Here is a 17,473-nt window from a genome sequence, read left to right as displayed (position 1 = left end):
CGGAAGCAAGGGCTTGACCGCCCGACTTCTTCACACCGGGGGTAAGGCAGGGAAACGCCGTAAGGCGTGATCTTACCTCCGATCGAAACTTGAATTGGAGGTCATTATGAACATCAAGAGCCTTCTTCTTGGCTCTGCTGCCGCTATGGCAGTAGTTTCCGGCGCTCAGGCTGCTGACGCTATCGTTGCAGCTGAACCGGAACCGGTCGAATACGTTCGCGTCTGCGACGCCTACGGCACCGGCTACTTCTACATCCCCGGCACGGAAACCTGCCTCAAGATTAACGGCTACATCCGTTTCCAGGTTGATGCTGGTCCGAGCGCTAGCTCGATCAGCGCCAGCGGCGGTGGTTTCGTTGATAACGACTCGAGCTGGGACGCCCGTACGCGTGGTCAGGTTCAGTTTACGGCCAAGAGCGACACGGAATACGGCCCGCTCACAGGCGTGATCGTTATCCAGGCGAACGCCGACAACGCTACAAACCAGAAGACGCAGCTTGACTCTGCTTACCTGGACATCGCCGGCTTCCGCGCTGGTCTGTTCTACTCCTGGTGGGACGATGGTCTCTCCGGCGAAACGGACGACATCGGCTCCCCGGTTACCCTGCATAACTCCATCCGTTATCAGTACGAAACCGGCGACTTCTACGCTGGCATCAGCGTCGACGAACTGGAGGACGGTCCGTTCTACAATGGCGAAGAACCTAACAACTTCGGTGTAGCTGTTGGCCTCGGTGGCAAGGCTGGCGCCTTCACCTACCAGATCACCGCTGGTTACGACACTGATAACGAAGAAGGCGCTGTTCGCGCTATGGGTACCGTTGCTATCGGTCCGGGCACGCTCGGCCTCGCAGCTGTCTACTCCACTAACCCGAACGCCTACTACAACAAGTCTGAGTGGGCTATCGCTGCTGAATACGCGATCAAGGCTACCGACAAGCTGAAGATCACCCCGGCTGTTCAGTACTACGGCAACTATGGCGTAGTTACCCCCACGACCGACGCAGACTTCTCGGACAACGACGCCTGGAAGGTTGGTGTAACGGTTGACTACCAGATCGTTGACAACCTCTCCGCTAAGGTTTCGGTTCAGTACCTCGATCCGGATCACGCTGACGACGTAACGTCGGGCTTCTTCCGCCTGCAGCGTGCATTCTAATCTGATCTGACTTCGGTCATTCAGAGAAGCCCGGCTTTCGAGCCGGGCTTTTTCATTTTTATACCGGAGGGCCGATGCATATTGGCAATCTGAAAATAGGTGAAGTCAGACGCGAACGATTTCAGCCGCAGGATCAGCCGAGTTTGCTGACAAACCTGCCGATCGTCTCCGGAATGTCTCCTAAATGCAGAAGCGGCGCGTGACCTTGGCCTTTCGCCGTGATCTGCACTATCCGCGGATGCCGCTTCGTCATCTCGTCGGTCGTCTGCCGCGATAGCAGATTGGAATACTCTCCCCTGATAACCAGTAGCGGTATGGAGCGCAGACTTTCGAATTGCGGCCAGAGGTCAGGGAGAGGGTTGCTGAAATCGACTGCTTTCAGCTGCTCGGCAATGGCGGGGTCATAATCGGCGACAGGTACGCCATTCTGTTCCCGATAGATGGCATTCGCCATGCCCTCCCAATCGGTGAAACCAAGTGCGGGAAAGTAAGCGCCGTGATTTTCCTTGAGGATATCGACCGCCTCACTCCAGCTCTGAGGTCTGCGGGCACGATTGAGGTAGTCCCTGATCGCCATAAGCCCGGCTGCCTCGATGACCGGGCCGATATCGTTTAAGATGACGCCTGCAAGCCGCTCCGGCTTTATTGCCGCCAGCAGATGCAGGATCAGCCCGCCGCGCGAAGTCCCGATGAAGATGGCTCGGTCGATGCCGAACGCAGCGCAGGCGGCAATCACATCGCCGCATTCGACAGCGAGATTGTAATTTCCTTTGTTATCATCCCGATCAGACAGGCCGCGTCCGCGATAGTCCAATGCAATGACACGCCGCGGGAAAGCTGCGTCCCGTGCCAGAAGCAATGCGATTTCGTGGAAATCGCGGGCATTGCGCGTAAGGCCCGGCAGGCAGACGATCGGCAGCCGACCGGCGTCTCCGCCGGTCGGCTGGTAATGGCGGGCGTAGAGCTTCAGCCCATCGGTCGATCCATAGAATTTTTCGGTAAACCCGTTCGTGACCGCCTCGCCCATGACATCCCCATCTCGTCTGTCAAAATGAGATGTAGCGTGCTTCCGGTAGGTCTGCCAGCCGGTCTCAGGTCGCGCTGCGACCCCCGATGAGGTCGCGCTCGATGTCGGGCGTCTGCCCCAGACGGGCCTTATAGACCTCATAATTCTCCATCACTCGCTGAACGTAGTTGCGCGTCTCGGGAAAGGGAATACGCTCGATCCAGTCGACGATCTCGTCAACCGGCTTGCCGCGTGGATCGCCATAGCGGCCGATCCATTCCGGCACGCGCTTTGGGCCGGCATTATAGGCGATGAAGGTCAAGATATAGGAGCCGCCGAAGGCTTCGATCTGCTCGCCGAGATAATGCGCGCCGAGCGTCGCATTGTAGCCGGCATCGGCCGTCAGCTTTTCCTTGGAATAGGTAATGGCATGCCGCTTGGCGACGGCCTGAGCCGTGCCCGGCAGGAGCTGCAGGAGTCCTCGGGCATTGGCTGCGGAGACGGCAGCCGGGTTGAAAGCGCTTTCCTGTCGGGCAATCGCGTAGGCAAGGGCCTTGCCCGAGCCGGAAATATTGGCGTTCGCAGGAATGACGCCGACCGGGAAGGCAAGGGCTGCGACATCGATGCCGCGTCCATAGGCGATCTTGCCGATCTGCAGTGAAAGATGATGGTCGCCCGCCTGCTCGGCCTTGGCCGTCAGGATCGCAAGCTCGCCGGGGCTCTGGAGCTGGTCGGCGAGCGCCAGATAGAGGGCTGTCGCGCGCCAGCCATGACCTGCGGCCTCCAACCGTCCGATCGCCTGCACGGCTTCGCGCTGCTGGAGGTTCTGACGGTCGGCTGTTGTGGGCGATGGATAGGTGACGTTCAAGATCTTCCGTCCAAGTCGCTCGGCCGCCAGTTGTCCGTAAAAGGTGCCCGGAAAATTTGCGGCCTTGGCGAAAAATTCGCTGGCCTTGCCCGGCCCGCCGGCTTCCGCCGAACGCCCGAGCCAGTACCAGGCGCGGGAAACGGAAAGCGGGCCGTTCGAAACCTGCAGGATCTTGCGGAAATGCGACTCGGCCGCCGTCGGATCCTGCAGTCCGCGCAACGCATACCAGCCGGCATGGAACTGTGCTTCGACGATATCCGTCGGCACTGTTGCAACGGCGGCGGCGACGATCTGATAGGCCGCCTTGAATTGTCCCTGGTCGACGAGGCCTCGGCTAATGATCCGCTGCTCGTTCCACCATTCGCCGGAATTCATCAGTTCGCTGCGGTCGCGCGGTATCTGCTGCAAGAGCTTGGCAGCTTCGAGATACTTGTCCTGCTTGCGCAGATATTCGATGCGCGCGAAGAGAAAGCCCGGATCGCTGCGCCACTTGGCATCGACCGCGTTCAGCAGTGCGCCGGCGTTATCCGCACTGGCGTCGACGGCGGCCCATGCCTTGTAGAGCGACTGCGCCTGACCCATATCGCCGAAGCGCTTGGCCTGTGCCACGCGACCGCGATACATCAGGTAATCCATCCGCGTCTTATGGTCGGCTGCGGTTAGCAGGCCGGCAAATTCGGCGAGGATCTTGTCTTCGGTTGCCTTGTCTAGCACCTGTCCGCGCCAGATTCCGCCGATATATTTCGTCGCCTGCGCAGACTTTCCCGACGCTACGAGCGCGCGCGACACAATCATTGCACCCTGCGGCGTCTCGGGCGCCGTATCTCCGAAGGCGTTCAGCACGGCGGCAGGAGCAGGGTTCTCGTCATAGAGCGCGCGCTCGGAATTGCTGCGCAAACGCTCCAGACCCGGCCAGCCCTTCAGTTCGTCTGAAGCACTGGCGATCTCATAGGAGGGCACGCCCTTCAGGCCGGAGGTCGCGATTGCCCAGGTCAGGATGTGGCGATCGAGCGTTCCCGCTGCCATGGTGTTGCGGATGGCGAGCGCCTGTTGCGGATCCTTGCCGGAGAGCGCGTCGAGACCAGCCTTCAGATCGCTATTGACAGGTGTGATCACTGGATTGCGCGGGATGGCGCCGGTCGTGATCGACTCAGGGAAGGATGCGGTCTCCGGTACGAAAGCCAGCGGCTTGACGGCGGGGAGGGGCGCGCCTTCGCCGGGCAGCTGCGATGCAGCACTGCCCCAGGCCGCGGCCACCAGACCGAAGACGGACAGTATCAGAACGGCTCTCTTCATCCGGATGACTCGCAACGAAAATACGCCCTTCCATTTGGCTGCAGGCACATTAACGAAACCTTACCAAACCAGGTAAAATTCATTCACATTTGCTATCGGATTTTGCCCTAAACCGATCTATGCGCGCTTGTCGCGGCCATATTGCCGCTCTATGGTGCGCAACTCTTATTTATGGAATGCGGCTGAAGCAAGGATATCGGCCGTGAGGAGCTTTGCATGTTCAATGGGTCCATCCCCGCGCTCGTAACCCCCTTCACCGATGCAGGCCTGGTCGATGAAGACAGCTTCGCCGCTCATGTCGCCTGGCAGATCGGGGAGGGCAGCAGCGGCCTCGTGCCGGTCGGCACGACCGGCGAGTCGCCGACGCTGTCGCATGCCGAGCACAAACGGGTGGTGGAGCTGTGCATCGAAGTGGCGGCCAAGCGTGTGCCCGTCATGGCCGGCGCCGGCTCGAACAACACGCGCGAAGCGATCGAGCTTGCCCAGCATGCCGAGAAGGTCGGCGCGGACGCGGTTCTGGTCGTCACGCCTTATTACAACAAGCCGACACAGAAGGGCCTGATCGCTCATTATTCGGCGATCGCCGAAGCCGTTGACCTGCCGATCTACATCTACAATATCCCCGGCCGTTCGGTCATCGACATGACGCCGGAGACGATGGGCGCGCTTGCCAAGGCGCACAAGAACATCGTCGGCGTCAAGGATGCGACCGGCAAGATCGAGCGTGTCTCCGAGCAGCGCATCACCTGCGGCAAGGAGTTTCAGCAGCTTTCCGGCGAAGATGCGACGGCGCTTGGCTTCAACGCCCATGGCGGTGTTGGCTGCATTTCGGTCACTGCCAATATCGCCCCGCGCCTCTGTGCAGAATTCCAGGCGGCGACGGCCGCAGGAAACTACGCCAAGGCGCTGGAATTGCAGGACCGGCTGATGCCGCTGCACAAGGCAGTCTTCATGGAGCCTGGCGTCTGCGGCGCGAAATACGGCCTCGCGAAGCTCGGCCGCATGAGCCGCACCGTGCGCTCACCGCTGATGTCCTCGCTGGAGCCCTCGACGGAAGCGGCAATCGACGCCGCAATGCGTCACGCTGGCTTGCTGAACTGAGGCTGCAAACCGGCTCGTGTCTTCACAAGACCGGGCCGTTCTCTTACATAGATGACAGGAAATGAGGGCGCGGCATCGCGCCCCTCTAATGGAATTATCATCATGGCCCCCAAAGGCAGCCAGCGCATCGTGAAGAAGGTTGTTGCGGAAAACCGCAAGGCTCGCTTCAACTACGAGATCATCGATACCTATGAGGCGGGCTTGGTGCTGATGGGCACTGAGGTCAAGTCATTGCGCGAAGGCAAGGCCAATATCGCCGAATCCTACGCTTCGGATGAGGATGGCGAAATCTGGCTGATCAATTCCTATCTGCCGGAATATCTGCAGGCGAACCGCTTCAACCACGAGCCGCGCCGCCGCCGCAAGCTGCTCTTGTCCGCGCGTGAGATCAACCGATTACGTGCGGGCATCAATCGTGAGGGCATGACGCTGATCCCGATGAAGGTCTACTTCAATGATCAAGGCCGCGCCAAGCTCGAGCTGGCGCTCGCGAAGGGCAAGAAGCTGCATGACAAGCGCGAATCCGAGAAGGAGCGCGATTGGAACAGGCAGAAGAGCCGTCTGTTGAAAGACAACGGCTGACCATTTGCCGCTATCCGTAAATAAAAGGCCGATATTCGCGGTTAAAGGCTCAATCTTCGAAATCGCTGGCAGGTGCCACTTCGGCGGGACGCGGCGGACGTTCGGAAGGATCCCGGCCGATCTCGGCTTTCAACGACAGAAGATCGATGAAGTGATCGGCCTGGCGGCGGAGGTCGTCGGCGATCATTGGCGGCTGGGTCGACATAGTCGAAATGACCGAAACCTTACGTCCCTTGCGTTGCAGCGCTTCAACCAGATTGGTGAAATCGCCGTCGCCGGAGAAGATGACGAGATGGTCGACCGTTTCGGACTGTTCCATGGCATCGATTGCGAGCTCGATATCCATATTGCCCTTGATCTTGCGCCGCCCCATGGAGTCGGTAAATTCCTTGGCGGGCTTCGTCACGACCTTGTAGCCGTTATAATCAAGCCAGTCGATGAGCGGACGGATCGAGGAATATTCCTGGTCTTCGATAAGCGCGGTATAGTAGTATGCGCGCAGCAGATATCCACGTTTCTGAAATGCTTTCAAGAGCTTGCGGTAGTCGATATCAAAGCCCAGACTCTTGGATGCAGCGTAAAGGTTGGCGCCGTCTATGAAGAGTGCAATTTTTTCGCGTGGGTCAAACATCGCTTACCAATCCAAAGAGAGTAATCGAAATCCATAAGCCACTAAGCCCAATAAAAACAGCGGCTTGTGGATGTGGTGTCGAGCTGTTCCGTACTTTATGAATTATTCATATATGAAAGATTTAGGGCACGATTCGGGATATTCCAAGCAACCTTCGGTGGAAATGTCATCTTGTGCATGGAAATTTAGACCAGCCGCGGATAAAGGCGAGGGAACACGAACGAAAAACTTGAATTTGCCCGGTTTTAATTGTATCGGGCGTTCTAATCCCGAAAAGACGACCGCAAAGGACAGGCAATGGCCCGTGTCACAGTAGAAGATTGCATTGACAAGGTAGAGAACCGCTTCGAGCTGGTTCTGCTCGCCAGCCATCGCGCCCGGCTGATTTCTCAGGGTGCGTCGATCACCATCGATCGCGACAACGACAAGAACCCGGTTGTGGCTCTGCGCGAAATCGCCGATGAGACCCTGTCCCCCGATGATCTGAAGGAAGATCTGATCCACTCGCTGCAGAAGCATGTGGAAGTGGACGAGCCCGAGCCCGATCCGGCGAGCCTGATCGCTGCCGGCGCTGCAGCATCTGCCGACAGCGAAGAGCAGGACGACCTGCCGGAAACAATCACCTTTGACCAGATGTCGGAAGAAGAGCTTTTGGCCGGTATCGAAGGTCTTGTCCCGCCGGAAAAGAGCGACGATTACTAAGCGCATCCCCGGCCTTTGAGCGGTCGGGTTTTCCTGCGCGGCAAAAGATCGACGATTACCAATCATCAATCTTGCGCCTGTAAAGCTTAGGCATAATATTGCCCATGTGTGCGCCAATCTGCGATTGGCGCGCTTTTATTTTATTGGAGTGGCCTTGGAATGATGCGGCAGTACGAGCTCGTGGAACGGGTTCAGAAATACAAGCCCGATGCCAACGAAGCTCTGCTGAACAAAGCCTATGTCTACGCCATGCAGAAGCATGGGCAGCAGAAGCGGGCGAGCGGCGACCCTTACATCTCGCATCCGCTCGAAGTGGCCGCCATCCTGACCGACATGCATCTCGATGAATCGACGATTGCGGTCGCCCTCCTGCATGACACGATCGAGGATACGACGGCGACGCGCGCCGAGATCGACGAACTCTTCGGCGAAGATATCGGACGCCTCGTCGAGGGCCTGACGAAGATCAAGAAGCTTGACCTCGTCACCAAGAAAGCCAAGCAGGCGGAAAATCTGCGTAAGCTGTTGCTTGCCATTTCCGACGATGTGCGCGTCCTGCTGGTCAAGCTCGCCGATCGTCTCCACAACATGCGCACTCTCGACCATATGTCGCAGGAAAAGCGCGCCCGCATTTCCGAAGAAACGATGGAAATCTATGCGCCGCTCGCCGGCCGTATGGGTATGCAGGACATGCGCGAGGAGTTGGAGGAGCTCTCCTTCCGGCATATGAACCCGGAGGCCTACGAGACCGTCACCAAACGCCTCGAGGAACTGTCGAAGCGCAACGAAGGCTTGGTCAAGAAGATCGAGGCCGAACTGCGCGACCTGCTGATCGCCAATGGATTGACGAGTGCCTATGTCAAGGGCCGGCAGAAAAAGCCCTATTCGGTGTTCCGCAAGATGCAGTCGAAGTCGCTCTCCTTTGAGCAGCTTTCCGATGTCTACGGTTTTCGCCTCATCGTCGAGGATATTCCTTCCTGCTACCGTGCGCTCGGTATCGTGCATACGCGCTGGCGCGTCGTGCCCGGCCGCTTCAAGGATTACATCTCGACGCCGAAGCAGAACGATTACCGGTCGCTGCACACCACCATCGTCGGCCCGTCGATGCAGCGTATCGAGCTGCAGATCCGCACCAAACGCATGCATGAGATCGCTGAATTCGGTATCGCCGCTCATACGCTCTATAAGGACGGCGCCACCAATGCCGATGGCGATATCCTCTCGCGCGAAAGCAACGCCTATTCCTGGCTCCGGCACACGATCGAAGCGCTCGCCGAAGGCGACAGCCCCGAAGAATTCCTTGAGCACACCAAGCTCGAGCTGTTTCAGGATCAGGTCTTCTGTTTCACGCCGAAGGGCAAACTGATCGCCCTGCCGCGCGGCGCCACACCCATCGATTTCGCCTATGCCGTCCACACGAATATCGGCGACACCACTGTCGGCGCAAAGATCAACGGCCGCATCATGCCGCTGGTGACCCGTCTCAACAATGGCGATGAAGTGGAGATCATCCGCTCCGGCGTGCAGGTGCCGCCGGCCGCCTGGGAAGAGATCGTCGTGACAGGCAAGGCGCGCGCCGCCATCAGGCGTGCGACGCGAATGGCGATCCGTAAGCAATATGCCGGTCTCGGCCACCGCATCCTGGAGCGCACTTTCGAGCGCGCCGGCAAGATCTTCTCGCGTGATGCCATGAAGCCTGCCCTGCATCGTCTGGGGCAGAAGGATGTGGAAGATGCGATCGCGGCCGTCGGCCGCGGCGAGATGTCCTCGCTCGACGTGCTGCGCGCTGTCTACCCCGATCATCAGGACGAGCGCGTCACGGTCAAGCCGGCCGGCGACGAAGGCTGGTTCAACGTCCGCAGCGCCGCAGGCATGATCTTCAAGATCCCCGGCAAGACCAAGGCCGATCTCGACGGCGGGCGCGCCTCCACCGAGAGCGATCCCGATATCGTGCCGATCCGCGGCCTCTCCGGCAATGTCGACGTCAAGTTCTCGCCGGCCGGCGCCGTGCCCGGCGATCGCATCGTCGGCATCATGGAAAAGGGCAAGGGCATCACCATCTACCCCATCCAGTCGCCGGCGCTGCAGCGCTTCGATGATCAGCCGGACCGCTGGATCGACGTGCGCTGGGATCTCGACGAGGCCAACAAATCCCGCTTCATGGCCCGGATCATGGTCAACGCGCTGAACGAGCCCGGCACGCTCGCCAAGGTGGCGCAGACGGTCGCAAGCCTGGATGTCAACATCCGCATGCTGAATACGGTGCGTGCGGCGACCGACTTCACCGAAATGGTCCTGGAGGTGGAGGTCTGGGACCTGCGGCAGCTGAACCAGCTTCTCGCCCAACTCAAGGATCTGGACTGCATCGCGACGGTCCGGCGCCTTTACGATTAGGATTCTATTAAAGTCTTGCGGACTGCGAATTGCGTTTTGCATATTTTGTGATCATTTCACGGCCAAAAAGGCATATTGAAATGGCAAGCCATGCGCAATGTGCATGGCTGTGCTCAGGTTACAGCGGTGGTAATTAATCATTGCCGGGACTATCTTCTGGTCATCGAAAAATGAAACGAAGATGAGGCAAAGCAATGTTTGAACCGATCAGGAAGTTCGCCCGCGCCCTTCGCGCTCCGACCGCTCAGGAACGTGAAATGGCATATCTCAATGGCTCGCAGGATCGTATTGATCTTGAATATCGTCAGCGTCAGGTCGATCGCGGTATCTTCCGCAATCGCTAATCGCTGAGATATACTTGAAGTAAGGAAGGGGGCGTTATGCATGATTTATGCCCCTTGGAAAAAAGAAAATAGACGGCCTGTTTGTGAAGCGGTTCCATTTGCCGCTCTTGTCATGGTCATGTGCGCTGCACTAAATACGCGCCATGTTGTTTCGCCGTCGCAAACCCGCGGGATTTAAGGAAAAGCTGCGAGAGCTCGTATGGCCTCGTAAAGGTTTTCTGCGCCCGCCAAAATATCTGATGATGCGCATCCTGCGCCTGACTGCCTCGCCGCATGCCGTCGCGGTGGGCGTCGCTGCGGGTGTCTTCGTTTCGTGGACACCCTTTATCGGCGTGCATTTCGTCATGGCCTTCGTCATCACCTATTTCCTGTCGGGGAATATGGTGGCGGCAGCGCTTGGCTGTGCGGCCTTCGGCAATCCGCTGACCTATCCTTTCATCTGGGGCATCACCTGGGAAGTCGGCCACCTGCTGCTCAGCCGGCAGGACCAGATGGCGGGGCAGACGATCGATCTCGCCGAACTCTTCCATAAGCTGCATTTCACCGAACTCTGGAAGCCGGTGCTGGAGCCGATGCTGATCGGTGCCATCCCGCCGGCAGCCGTCACCTCGGTTGCGCTTTATGGACTGACATTCTACACCGTCAGGGGCTTTCAGGCGCGCCGTCGCGCCCGGCTGGTGGAGCGTGCGCGGCTACGGCTCGCCGATCCGGCCGCAGAGATGCCGACTGTCTGAGCCCGAAGCAGTTCTTTCCCGAAAGGCCTCTTGCATGATCATCGGCATTGGCAGCGACCTCATCGACATCAGGCGCGTGGAGAAATCTATCGAGCGCTTCGGTGACCGGTTCACGCATCGCTGTTTCACCGAGATCGAGCGCGCTCGCTCGGACCGCCGCGCCAACCGGGCTGAATCCTACGCCAAGCGCTTCGCCGCCAAGGAGGCCTGCTCCAAGGCGCTCGGCACCGGGCTCTCGCAGGGCGTTTTCTGGAAGGATATGGGCGTCGTCAACCTGCCGAGCGGCAAGCCGACGATGCAGCTGACGGGCGGTGCCGCAGCCGTTCTTCAGGCCATGCTGCCGACCGGCCATAAGGCCGCCATTCATTTGACAATAACCGATGATTATCCGTTGGCTCAGGCTTTCGTGATCATCGAAGCGCTGCCGGATGTCGTATGATAGCGGCCTCTCGTCGCTTTTAATGCGGTCGTTATTGCCGCCATCGGCCGAAGCCGCTAGAGAGAACATCAGAAAGAAATGCGCCTTGATGGCGTTTTGAAGGAATAAGACTGCGTGTCCGAAAAAGTCCAAGCCAAGCCGAATGCCCTCTGGGAAAATATCAAGGTCATCATCCAGGCTCTTATCCTGGCGATGGTCATCAGGACCGTACTGTTCCAGCCCTTTACCATTCCCTCGGGCTCGATGATGCCGACCTTGCTGGTCGGTGACTATATCTTCGTCAACAAGTTTGCTTACGGCTATTCGAAATATTCGCTGCCTTTCTCGCCCGACATTTTCAGCGGTCGCGTTTTCGGTTCCGATCCGAAGCGCGGGGATATCGTCGTTTTCCGCTTCCCGCCGAATCCCGATGTCGACTACATCAAGCGCGTCGTCGGCCTGCCGGGCGATCATATCCAGGTAACCGACGGTATTCTCTACATCAACGGCAAGCCGGTTCCGAAGGTGCCTGATGGTGCCTTCAATTCCGACTACAAGCTCGACCCGGGCCAGGACGTGCCTGTGTTCCGCGAGACGCTTGATGATGGCAAGACCTATGACACGCTCGATCAGTCGCCCGTCTCTCGCGGTGACAACACCCGTGAGTTCATCGTTCCGGAAGGCCATTACTTCATGATGGGCGATAACCGCGACAACTCGCTCGACAGCCGCTTCGATGTCGGCTTCGTCCCGGCGGAAAATCTTGTCGGCCGCGCTAGCGTCATCTTCTTCTCGCTCGGCAACGACACTTCCTTCCGCGAAATCTGGAAATGGCCGACCAACATGCGCTGGGATCGCCTCTTCAAGGTTGTTGAATGAGCAAGGCGCAGGCGCTCTCAGCGGCGGACCGCGCAAAGCTTGAAACCCTGATCGGGCATGAATTTACCGAGAAGGAACGTCTGGACCGCGCGCTGACCCATGCCAGCGCGCGTACCGACAAGGGCAATTACGAGCGGCTTGAATTTCTCGGTGACAGGGTTCTCGGCCTCTGCATCGCCGACTTGCTGTTCCGTACCTTCGGGACTGCGGCGGAAGGCGAACTTTCAGTGCGCCTGAACCAACTCGTCAGCGCCGAAACTTGCGCGGCAGTTGCCGACGAACTCAATCTCCATCTCTATATCCGCACTGGCGCCGACGTGAAGAAGCTCACCGACAAACGCATGATGAACGTGCGCGCTGATGTCGTCGAAAGCCTGATCGCTGCGCTTTATCTCGATGGCGGCCTGGAGGTCGCCCGCCGCTTCATCTTGCGCTATTGGGAGGGCAGGGCGGTGCGCGCCGATGGTGCTCGCCGTGATGCAAAGACCGAGTTGCAGGAATGGTCGCATGCCAAATATGGCGTCACGCCCGTCTACCGGGTTGAAGAACGCAGCGGACCGGATCATGATCCGCGCTTCAAGGTGACTGTAGAAGTCGCTGGCGTCGCACCGGAAACAGGCATAGAGCGCTCCAAGCGCGCCGCAGAACAGGTCGCCGCGACGAAAATGCTCGAGCGCGAAGGCATTTGGCAGGCAGCATCTGCCGGAAATTGACGGGATCAATGACAGAAGAAAACGAAATGGCGGCCGAGAACGCCGCCGAAAGCAATCCGACGCATTCCGGCTTCGTCGCCCTGATCGGCCCCACCAATGCCGGCAAGTCGACGCTGGTCAACCGCCTCGTGGGCGCCAAGGTGTCGATCGTCAGCCACAAGGTGCAGACCACGCGCGCCATCGTGCGCGGCATCGCCATTCATAACAATGCGCAGATCGTCTTCATGGACACGCCCGGCATCTTCAAGCCGCGCCGCCGCCTCGATCGCGCCATGGTCACATCCGCCTGGGGTGGCGCCAAGGATGCCGATCTCATCATGCTGCTGATCGACAGCGAGCGTGGCCTGCGCGGCGACGCAGAAGCCATCCTCGAAGGCTTGAAGGACGTTCCCCAGAGGAAGATTTTGGTTCTCAACAAGATCGACCGCGTCAACCGCGAATTGCTTCTGGCGATCGCTGCCACTGCGAACCAGAAGGTCGACTTCGACCAGACCTTCATGATCTCGGCGGAGAACGGTTCGGGCTGCGACGACGTGATGGACTATTTGGCAAAAAACCTGCCGGAAGGCCCCTGGTACTATCCGGAGGATCAGATCTCCGATCTGCCGATGCGCCAGCTGGCCGCCGAAATCACCCGCGAGAAGCTCTTCCTTCGCCTGCATCAGGAGCTTCCCTATTCCTCGCATGTCGAGACGGAAAAGTGGGAAGAGCGCAAGGATGGCTCCGTGCGCATCGAACAGGTCATTTATGTCGAGCGCGATAGCCAGAAGAAGATAGCGCTTGGCAAGGGCGGCGAAACGATCAAGGCGATCTCGTCGGCGTCGCGCCGCGAACTCTCTGAAATCCTCGAGCAGCCCGTCCACCTCTTCCTGTTCGTCAAGGTACGCGAGAACTGGGGCGATGATCCTGAGCGCTTCCGTGAAATGGGCCTCGAATTTCCGCGCTAAGGCATGTCGCGCAAAAGTGCGCAGCTGTTTAAAAAATCGCGACGCGCTTTGGTTTGGCAAGAAAATTGACAAGGGGCACTCAGCCCTTTGTTTTTTTATAAAAATCGCTGTCTGTTCGAAGGAACAAATCGGCCTGCTGGCGCATTGGTATGGTAACGGCGCTGCACCCTGCAGCGCCGATTTTTGCGACGGCGGGGGCAAGATGGCGACGGCAAAACCCACCCATTCCTTCAAGACGCCCTGTGAGCAGTGTCCGCTGCGGCCATTGCCGCATTTCCGGGAGTTCAGCCGCGATGAGCTGGACTTCGTGTCCAGATTCAAGAGGGGCGAACTGGCCGTCGATGCGGGTGCGACTATCCTGGTCGAAGCTGCGCACAGCGCCCATCTCTTCACGGTGCTCTCAGGCTGGGGCTTTCGCTATAAGATGCTGGAGGATGGCCGCCGGCAGATCCTGAACTACATCATGCCCGGCGATCTGATCGGTCTGCAGGGCACGATCATGGGCGAGATGCAACATTCGGTGGAGGCTTTGTCGCCGGTAACGCTCTGTGTCTTCGAGCGCGACAAACTGATGACCCTTTATAACAGGCACCCTTCGCTCGCTTTCGATATTACCTGGATCGCGGCGCAGGAGGAGCGCATTCTCGATGAACACCTGTTGAGCATTGGCCGTCGCACGGCGCTCGAAAGAGCCGCATATCTCATCGCCTTCCTTTTTGAGCGCGCAAGGAAGCTAAGCCTTTTCAACGGCCGCAATGTCATCCCGATAACGCAGCAGCATATTGCCGACACGCTCGGTCTCTCGATCGTTCACACCAACAAGACGCTGAAAAAGCTTGCGGGGCGCAATCTGATCCGCTGGCAGGAACGCGGCTGCGACGTGCTGGACGGAGAGGGACTGATGCAGGTGGCGGGCTGGGAAGGAATGCGAGAAGGAAAGCGTCCTTTCATCTGAAGCATGCCCGCAAAAGCGTGCAGCAGTTATTTTGCGATAACGACATGCCTCAACCAAAAAAACGTGGCGGGATCTGAAGGATCGCGATGTGCTTTTAGAGCGCTGTGCGCCATTCGGACGCACAAAGGACGCTCCAACTCATTGAATCTCCCAACAGGCTTTCCGAAAATCGATTCCGATTCTCGAGCCGATACTGTAGAATCTCTCTTGTTCGGATTGCTCAGCCTTGATGTCTTTTTTAAATGCAAAGTGACTTCGGAAAAAATAGAGTCGCGTCATCTTTTCCGACGACTTTCGTTTTTATCGACCGGAGGCGAAAATGTGGTTATTCAGTTGTGGTGAGCAATCGCCGTCAACGGTCGAGGTGGGGCAATGGCGGAATGATGTTTGCAAAAAGGCCGAAGCGCCGCATAGTCTGCGCTTCACGAGGGGCATGGAGATCATGAACGCAAGAACCCGTGTTCTGGTCCTGGAAGACAGTCTTATCATCGCAATGGAGGCGGAGGATATCCTGCGTCTCGTTGGTGCCGATACTATCGATATTGCCAATAGCGTCGATCAGGCCAGGGACGCAATCCGGGTCGCAGATTACGATTTCGCGCTTCTCGACGTGAATCTGGGAGAGGCGATGAGCTTCGATTTCGCGCGGGATCTGTCGCTGGCGAATATTCCGTTCGGCTTCGTCAGCGGCTATTCCGATACGCAGGATTTCCCGACCGATCTTCAGGATGTGCCCCTTCTCGTCAAACCTTTCGACGAGAATGCGATGCGCGACTTCCTCCAGAAGCTTTTCCCGTCGCCGGCGGAATGACATAGCTCGAACCGTGCTTTAAAATGAATCGGCAGGCTGAAGGACGGTTTTCCGATGCAATGGCAGGATCAGGCGATCATACTTGGCGTCAAGCGCCATGGCGAGACGAGCGTCATCGCCGAGGTGATGACGCGTGAGCGCGGCCGTCATCTCGGTCTCGTCCGCTCCGGCCGTTCGCGCACAATGCAGCCGATGCTGCAGCCCGGCAATGAGGTGGAGATCACCTGGCGTGCCCGGCTGGATGAACATCTCGGTGAGTTCCGCCTTGAACCGGTAAAGCTGCGTGCCGCGCGGCTGATGGAGACGGCAACCGCCGTCTACGGTGTGCAGGCCATGGGTGCCCTTCTGCGCCTGCTCCCCGAACGCGATCCGCATCCGCATCTCTTCGAGGCGCTGGAAGTCATCCTCGATCATCTTCACAACCCCACCGATGCCGGCGAGCTTTTCGTACGCTTCGAGCTTGCAGTGTTGAACGACCTCGGCTTCGGGCTCGATCTTACCGAATGCGCGGCGACCGGAACCCGCACCGATCTCGCCTATGTCTCGCCGAAATCCGGCCGCGCCGTGAGCCGCGGTGCCGGAGAGCCTTGGGCCGACAAGATGCTCCTTTTGCCAGCTTTCCTGAATGCAGGGGAAAACCACGCGGCCGATTTCGAAAGTCTCGCGGCAGCATTCCGTCTGACAGGATTCTTTCTGCATCGACATGTCTATGAACCGCGTGGCCTGGAGGCTTCGGCAGCGCGCGAGGGCTTTGTTCAGGCAGCACTCAAGGCGCTGAATCCGGCTGCGCGGGCGCTTTTGCGGCCGGATGAACTTTCTGCCTGAGGGCTTTTCATTGCTGCAAAATAGTCTTCAGTTTTGGCGGTTTACCCTTATGCGCCGCACCCCTATCTCTCCGTCGATCAGGAAAGTGCCTAGCGCTCAAGGAGGAAGCCATGCTGACCAGGCCCGATACATCGACCACCATCACGCTCTGGAACGGACAGGAGATTCCCCGCCTCGGCATGGGCTGCTGGGCGATCGGCGGTCCGTTCTTCGCCGGCGACACGCCGCTCGGCTGGGGTGAGGTGGACGACAATGAATCCATCGCCGCGATCAATCGCGCGATTGACCTTGGCATTCGCTTTTTCGATACGGCCTCGAATTACGGTGCCGGCCATTCGGAAGAGGTTCTGGGACAGGCGATTGGTAATCGCGCCGATATCGTCATCGCCACCAAATTCGGTTTTGCCACCAATCCGGAAACGAAGCAGGCGACCGGCGCTTTTGCCGATCCGGCATTCATCCGCCAGTCCGTCGAGACCTCTCTCCGCCGTCTGAAGCGTGAGCGTCTCGATCTCCTGCAATTCCACATCAACGATTTTCCGCTGGAACAGTCCGACGCAGTTTTCGATACGCTGGAGGCTATGCGAAATGAGGGCAAGATCGATGCCTTTGGCTGGAGCACGGATTTCCCCGATCGCGCCGCCCGCCATGCCGGCCGGCCGGGTTTCGTCTCGATCCAGCATACGATGAACGTCTTCGAGCCCGTGCCTCAAATGATCGATGTCGTCGAAATGAACGGCCTTATCTCCATCAATCGCGGTCCGCTTGCCATGGGCCTGCTGACAGGCAAATTCACGCCGGACAAGGCCGTCGGCGCCAAGGACGTGCGTGGTGCAGCGCTCGAATGGATGGTTTATTTCAAGGATGGACGCATGGCGCCGGAATTTGCCGCAAGGCTGGACGCAGTGCGCAGCCTGCTGACTTCTGGCGGACGTACGCTGACGCAGGGTGCGCTCGCCTGGCTCTGGGCGCGTTCGCCTCGCACCCTGCCTATTCCCGGTTTCCGGACGGTGGCGCAGGTCGAGGAAAATGCCGGCGCGTTGGAAAAGGGACCATTGCCGGCCGATGTGATGACGGAGATCGATGCGGCGCTGGCTCGCGTCTAAGA

Annotated in this window: 18 protein-coding genes; 15 read left to right on the top strand and 3 right to left on the bottom strand. The window is 58.7% G+C overall.

The annotated features are described in order from the left end of the window. The first annotated feature begins 106 nt into the window (after window positions 1–106). Window positions 107–1,159, top strand: coding sequence for a porin (locus FHT92_RS02940; protein ID WP_183744411.1), 1,053 nt, complete (start codon window positions 107–109; stop codon window positions 1,157–1,159). Window positions 1,160–1,292: 133 nt separating this feature from the next. Here FHT92_RS02940 and FHT92_RS02935 read toward each other — a convergent pair whose 3' ends face one another. Further along, entirely contained in the window at window positions 1,293–2,186 is an 894-nt protein-coding gene (locus FHT92_RS02935) for an alpha/beta fold hydrolase (protein ID WP_183822401.1), read from the bottom strand. A gap of 64 nt (window positions 2,187–2,250) precedes the next feature. Further along, window positions 2,251–4,329 (bottom strand): lytic transglycosylase domain-containing protein, encoded by a 2,079-nt coding sequence (locus tag FHT92_RS02930; protein ID WP_183822398.1) that lies wholly within the window; start codon window positions 4,327–4,329, stop codon window positions 2,251–2,253. A 216-nt stretch (window positions 4,330–4,545) separates the two neighbouring features. Between FHT92_RS02930 and dapA the strand changes: the two genes are divergently transcribed. Further along, window positions 4,546–5,430, top strand: a complete 885-nt coding sequence (gene dapA, locus FHT92_RS02925) for a 4-hydroxy-tetrahydrodipicolinate synthase (protein WP_183822395.1) — start codon at window positions 4,546–4,548, stop codon at window positions 5,428–5,430. A gap of 102 nt (window positions 5,431–5,532) precedes the next feature. Continuing rightward, window positions 5,533–6,012 (top strand): SsrA-binding protein SmpB, encoded by a 480-nt coding sequence (smpB, locus tag FHT92_RS02920; protein WP_183730785.1) that lies wholly within the window; start codon window positions 5,533–5,535, stop codon window positions 6,010–6,012. A 49-nt stretch (window positions 6,013–6,061) separates the two neighbouring features. Here the strand turns inward: smpB and FHT92_RS02915 are convergent, their stop codons facing one another. Beyond that, window positions 6,062–6,643, bottom strand: coding sequence for an NYN domain-containing protein (locus FHT92_RS02915; RefSeq protein WP_007820126.1), 582 nt, complete (start codon window positions 6,641–6,643; stop codon window positions 6,062–6,064). Between the two features lie 297 nt (window positions 6,644–6,940). Here FHT92_RS02915 and rpoZ point away from each other — a divergent pair, with 297 nt between their 5' ends. From rpoZ to FHT92_RS02855, 12 genes are all read left to right on the top strand, one after another. Continuing rightward, entirely contained in the window at window positions 6,941–7,345 is a 405-nt protein-coding gene (rpoZ, locus tag FHT92_RS02910) for a DNA-directed RNA polymerase subunit omega (RefSeq protein ID WP_183730782.1), read from the top strand. A gap of 159 nt (window positions 7,346–7,504) precedes the next feature. Next, window positions 7,505–9,739: a bifunctional (p)ppGpp synthetase/guanosine-3',5'-bis(diphosphate) 3'-pyrophosphohydrolase gene (locus FHT92_RS02905; protein ID WP_183744399.1), complete on the top strand. Its 2,235-nt coding sequence runs from the start codon at window positions 7,505–7,507 to the stop codon at window positions 9,737–9,739. A 194-nt stretch (window positions 9,740–9,933) separates the two neighbouring features. Continuing rightward, entirely contained in the window at window positions 9,934–10,083 is a 150-nt protein-coding gene (locus tag FHT92_RS02900; protein WP_183744396.1) for a DUF3563 family protein, read from the top strand. Window positions 10,084–10,226: 143 nt separating this feature from the next. Next, window positions 10,227–10,817 carry a DUF2062 domain-containing protein gene (locus FHT92_RS02895; protein ID WP_183822393.1) on the top strand — a complete coding sequence of 197 codons (591 nt, stop codon included), beginning with the start codon at window positions 10,227–10,229 and terminating at the stop codon, window positions 10,815–10,817. Between the two features lie 34 nt (window positions 10,818–10,851). Then, complete coding sequence (acpS, locus tag FHT92_RS02890; RefSeq protein WP_183822390.1) at window positions 10,852–11,256, top strand: holo-ACP synthase; 405 nt, start codon at window positions 10,852–10,854, stop codon at window positions 11,254–11,256. Window positions 11,257–11,370: 114 nt separating this feature from the next. Continuing rightward, the gene (lepB, locus tag FHT92_RS02885) at window positions 11,371–12,114 is read left to right on the top strand and encodes a signal peptidase I (RefSeq protein ID WP_183822387.1); all 744 of its coding nucleotides are present in this window, start codon (window positions 11,371–11,373) and stop codon (window positions 12,112–12,114) included. Further along, window positions 12,111–12,827 (top strand): ribonuclease III, encoded by a 717-nt coding sequence (gene rnc, locus FHT92_RS02880; protein WP_183744386.1) that lies wholly within the window; start codon window positions 12,111–12,113, stop codon window positions 12,825–12,827. Before lepB ends, rnc begins: the two co-directional genes overlap by 4 nt. A gap of 8 nt (window positions 12,828–12,835) precedes the next feature. Further along, window positions 12,836–13,774, top strand: a complete 939-nt coding sequence (gene era / locus FHT92_RS02875) for a GTPase Era (RefSeq protein WP_183822384.1) — start codon at window positions 12,836–12,838, stop codon at window positions 13,772–13,774. Between the two features lie 202 nt (window positions 13,775–13,976). Then, complete coding sequence (locus FHT92_RS02870; protein WP_183744380.1) at window positions 13,977–14,729, top strand: Crp/Fnr family transcriptional regulator; 753 nt, start codon at window positions 13,977–13,979, stop codon at window positions 14,727–14,729. Between the two features lie 442 nt (window positions 14,730–15,171). Continuing rightward, on the top strand, window positions 15,172–15,540 hold the full coding sequence (locus tag FHT92_RS02865; protein WP_183744377.1) for a chemotaxis protein CheY: 369 nt from the start codon (window positions 15,172–15,174) through the stop codon (window positions 15,538–15,540). Between the two features lie 54 nt (window positions 15,541–15,594). After that, a complete protein-coding gene (recO, locus tag FHT92_RS02860) occupies window positions 15,595–16,365 on the top strand; it encodes a DNA repair protein RecO (protein WP_183822381.1) in 771 nt (256 codons plus the stop codon). A 110-nt stretch (window positions 16,366–16,475) separates the two neighbouring features. Next, a complete protein-coding gene (locus FHT92_RS02855) occupies window positions 16,476–17,471 on the top strand; it encodes an aldo/keto reductase (protein WP_183822379.1) in 996 nt (331 codons plus the stop codon). Window positions 17,472–17,473: the final 2 nt, after the last annotated feature.

The organism is Rhizobium sp. BK377, assembly GCF_014193935.1.
In the GTDB taxonomy this organism is placed as follows: domain Bacteria; phylum Pseudomonadota; class Alphaproteobacteria; order Rhizobiales; family Rhizobiaceae; genus Rhizobium.
The sequence above is the reverse complement of the archived record's forward strand: the minus strand, read 5'-3'. Positions and strand labels throughout refer to the sequence as shown.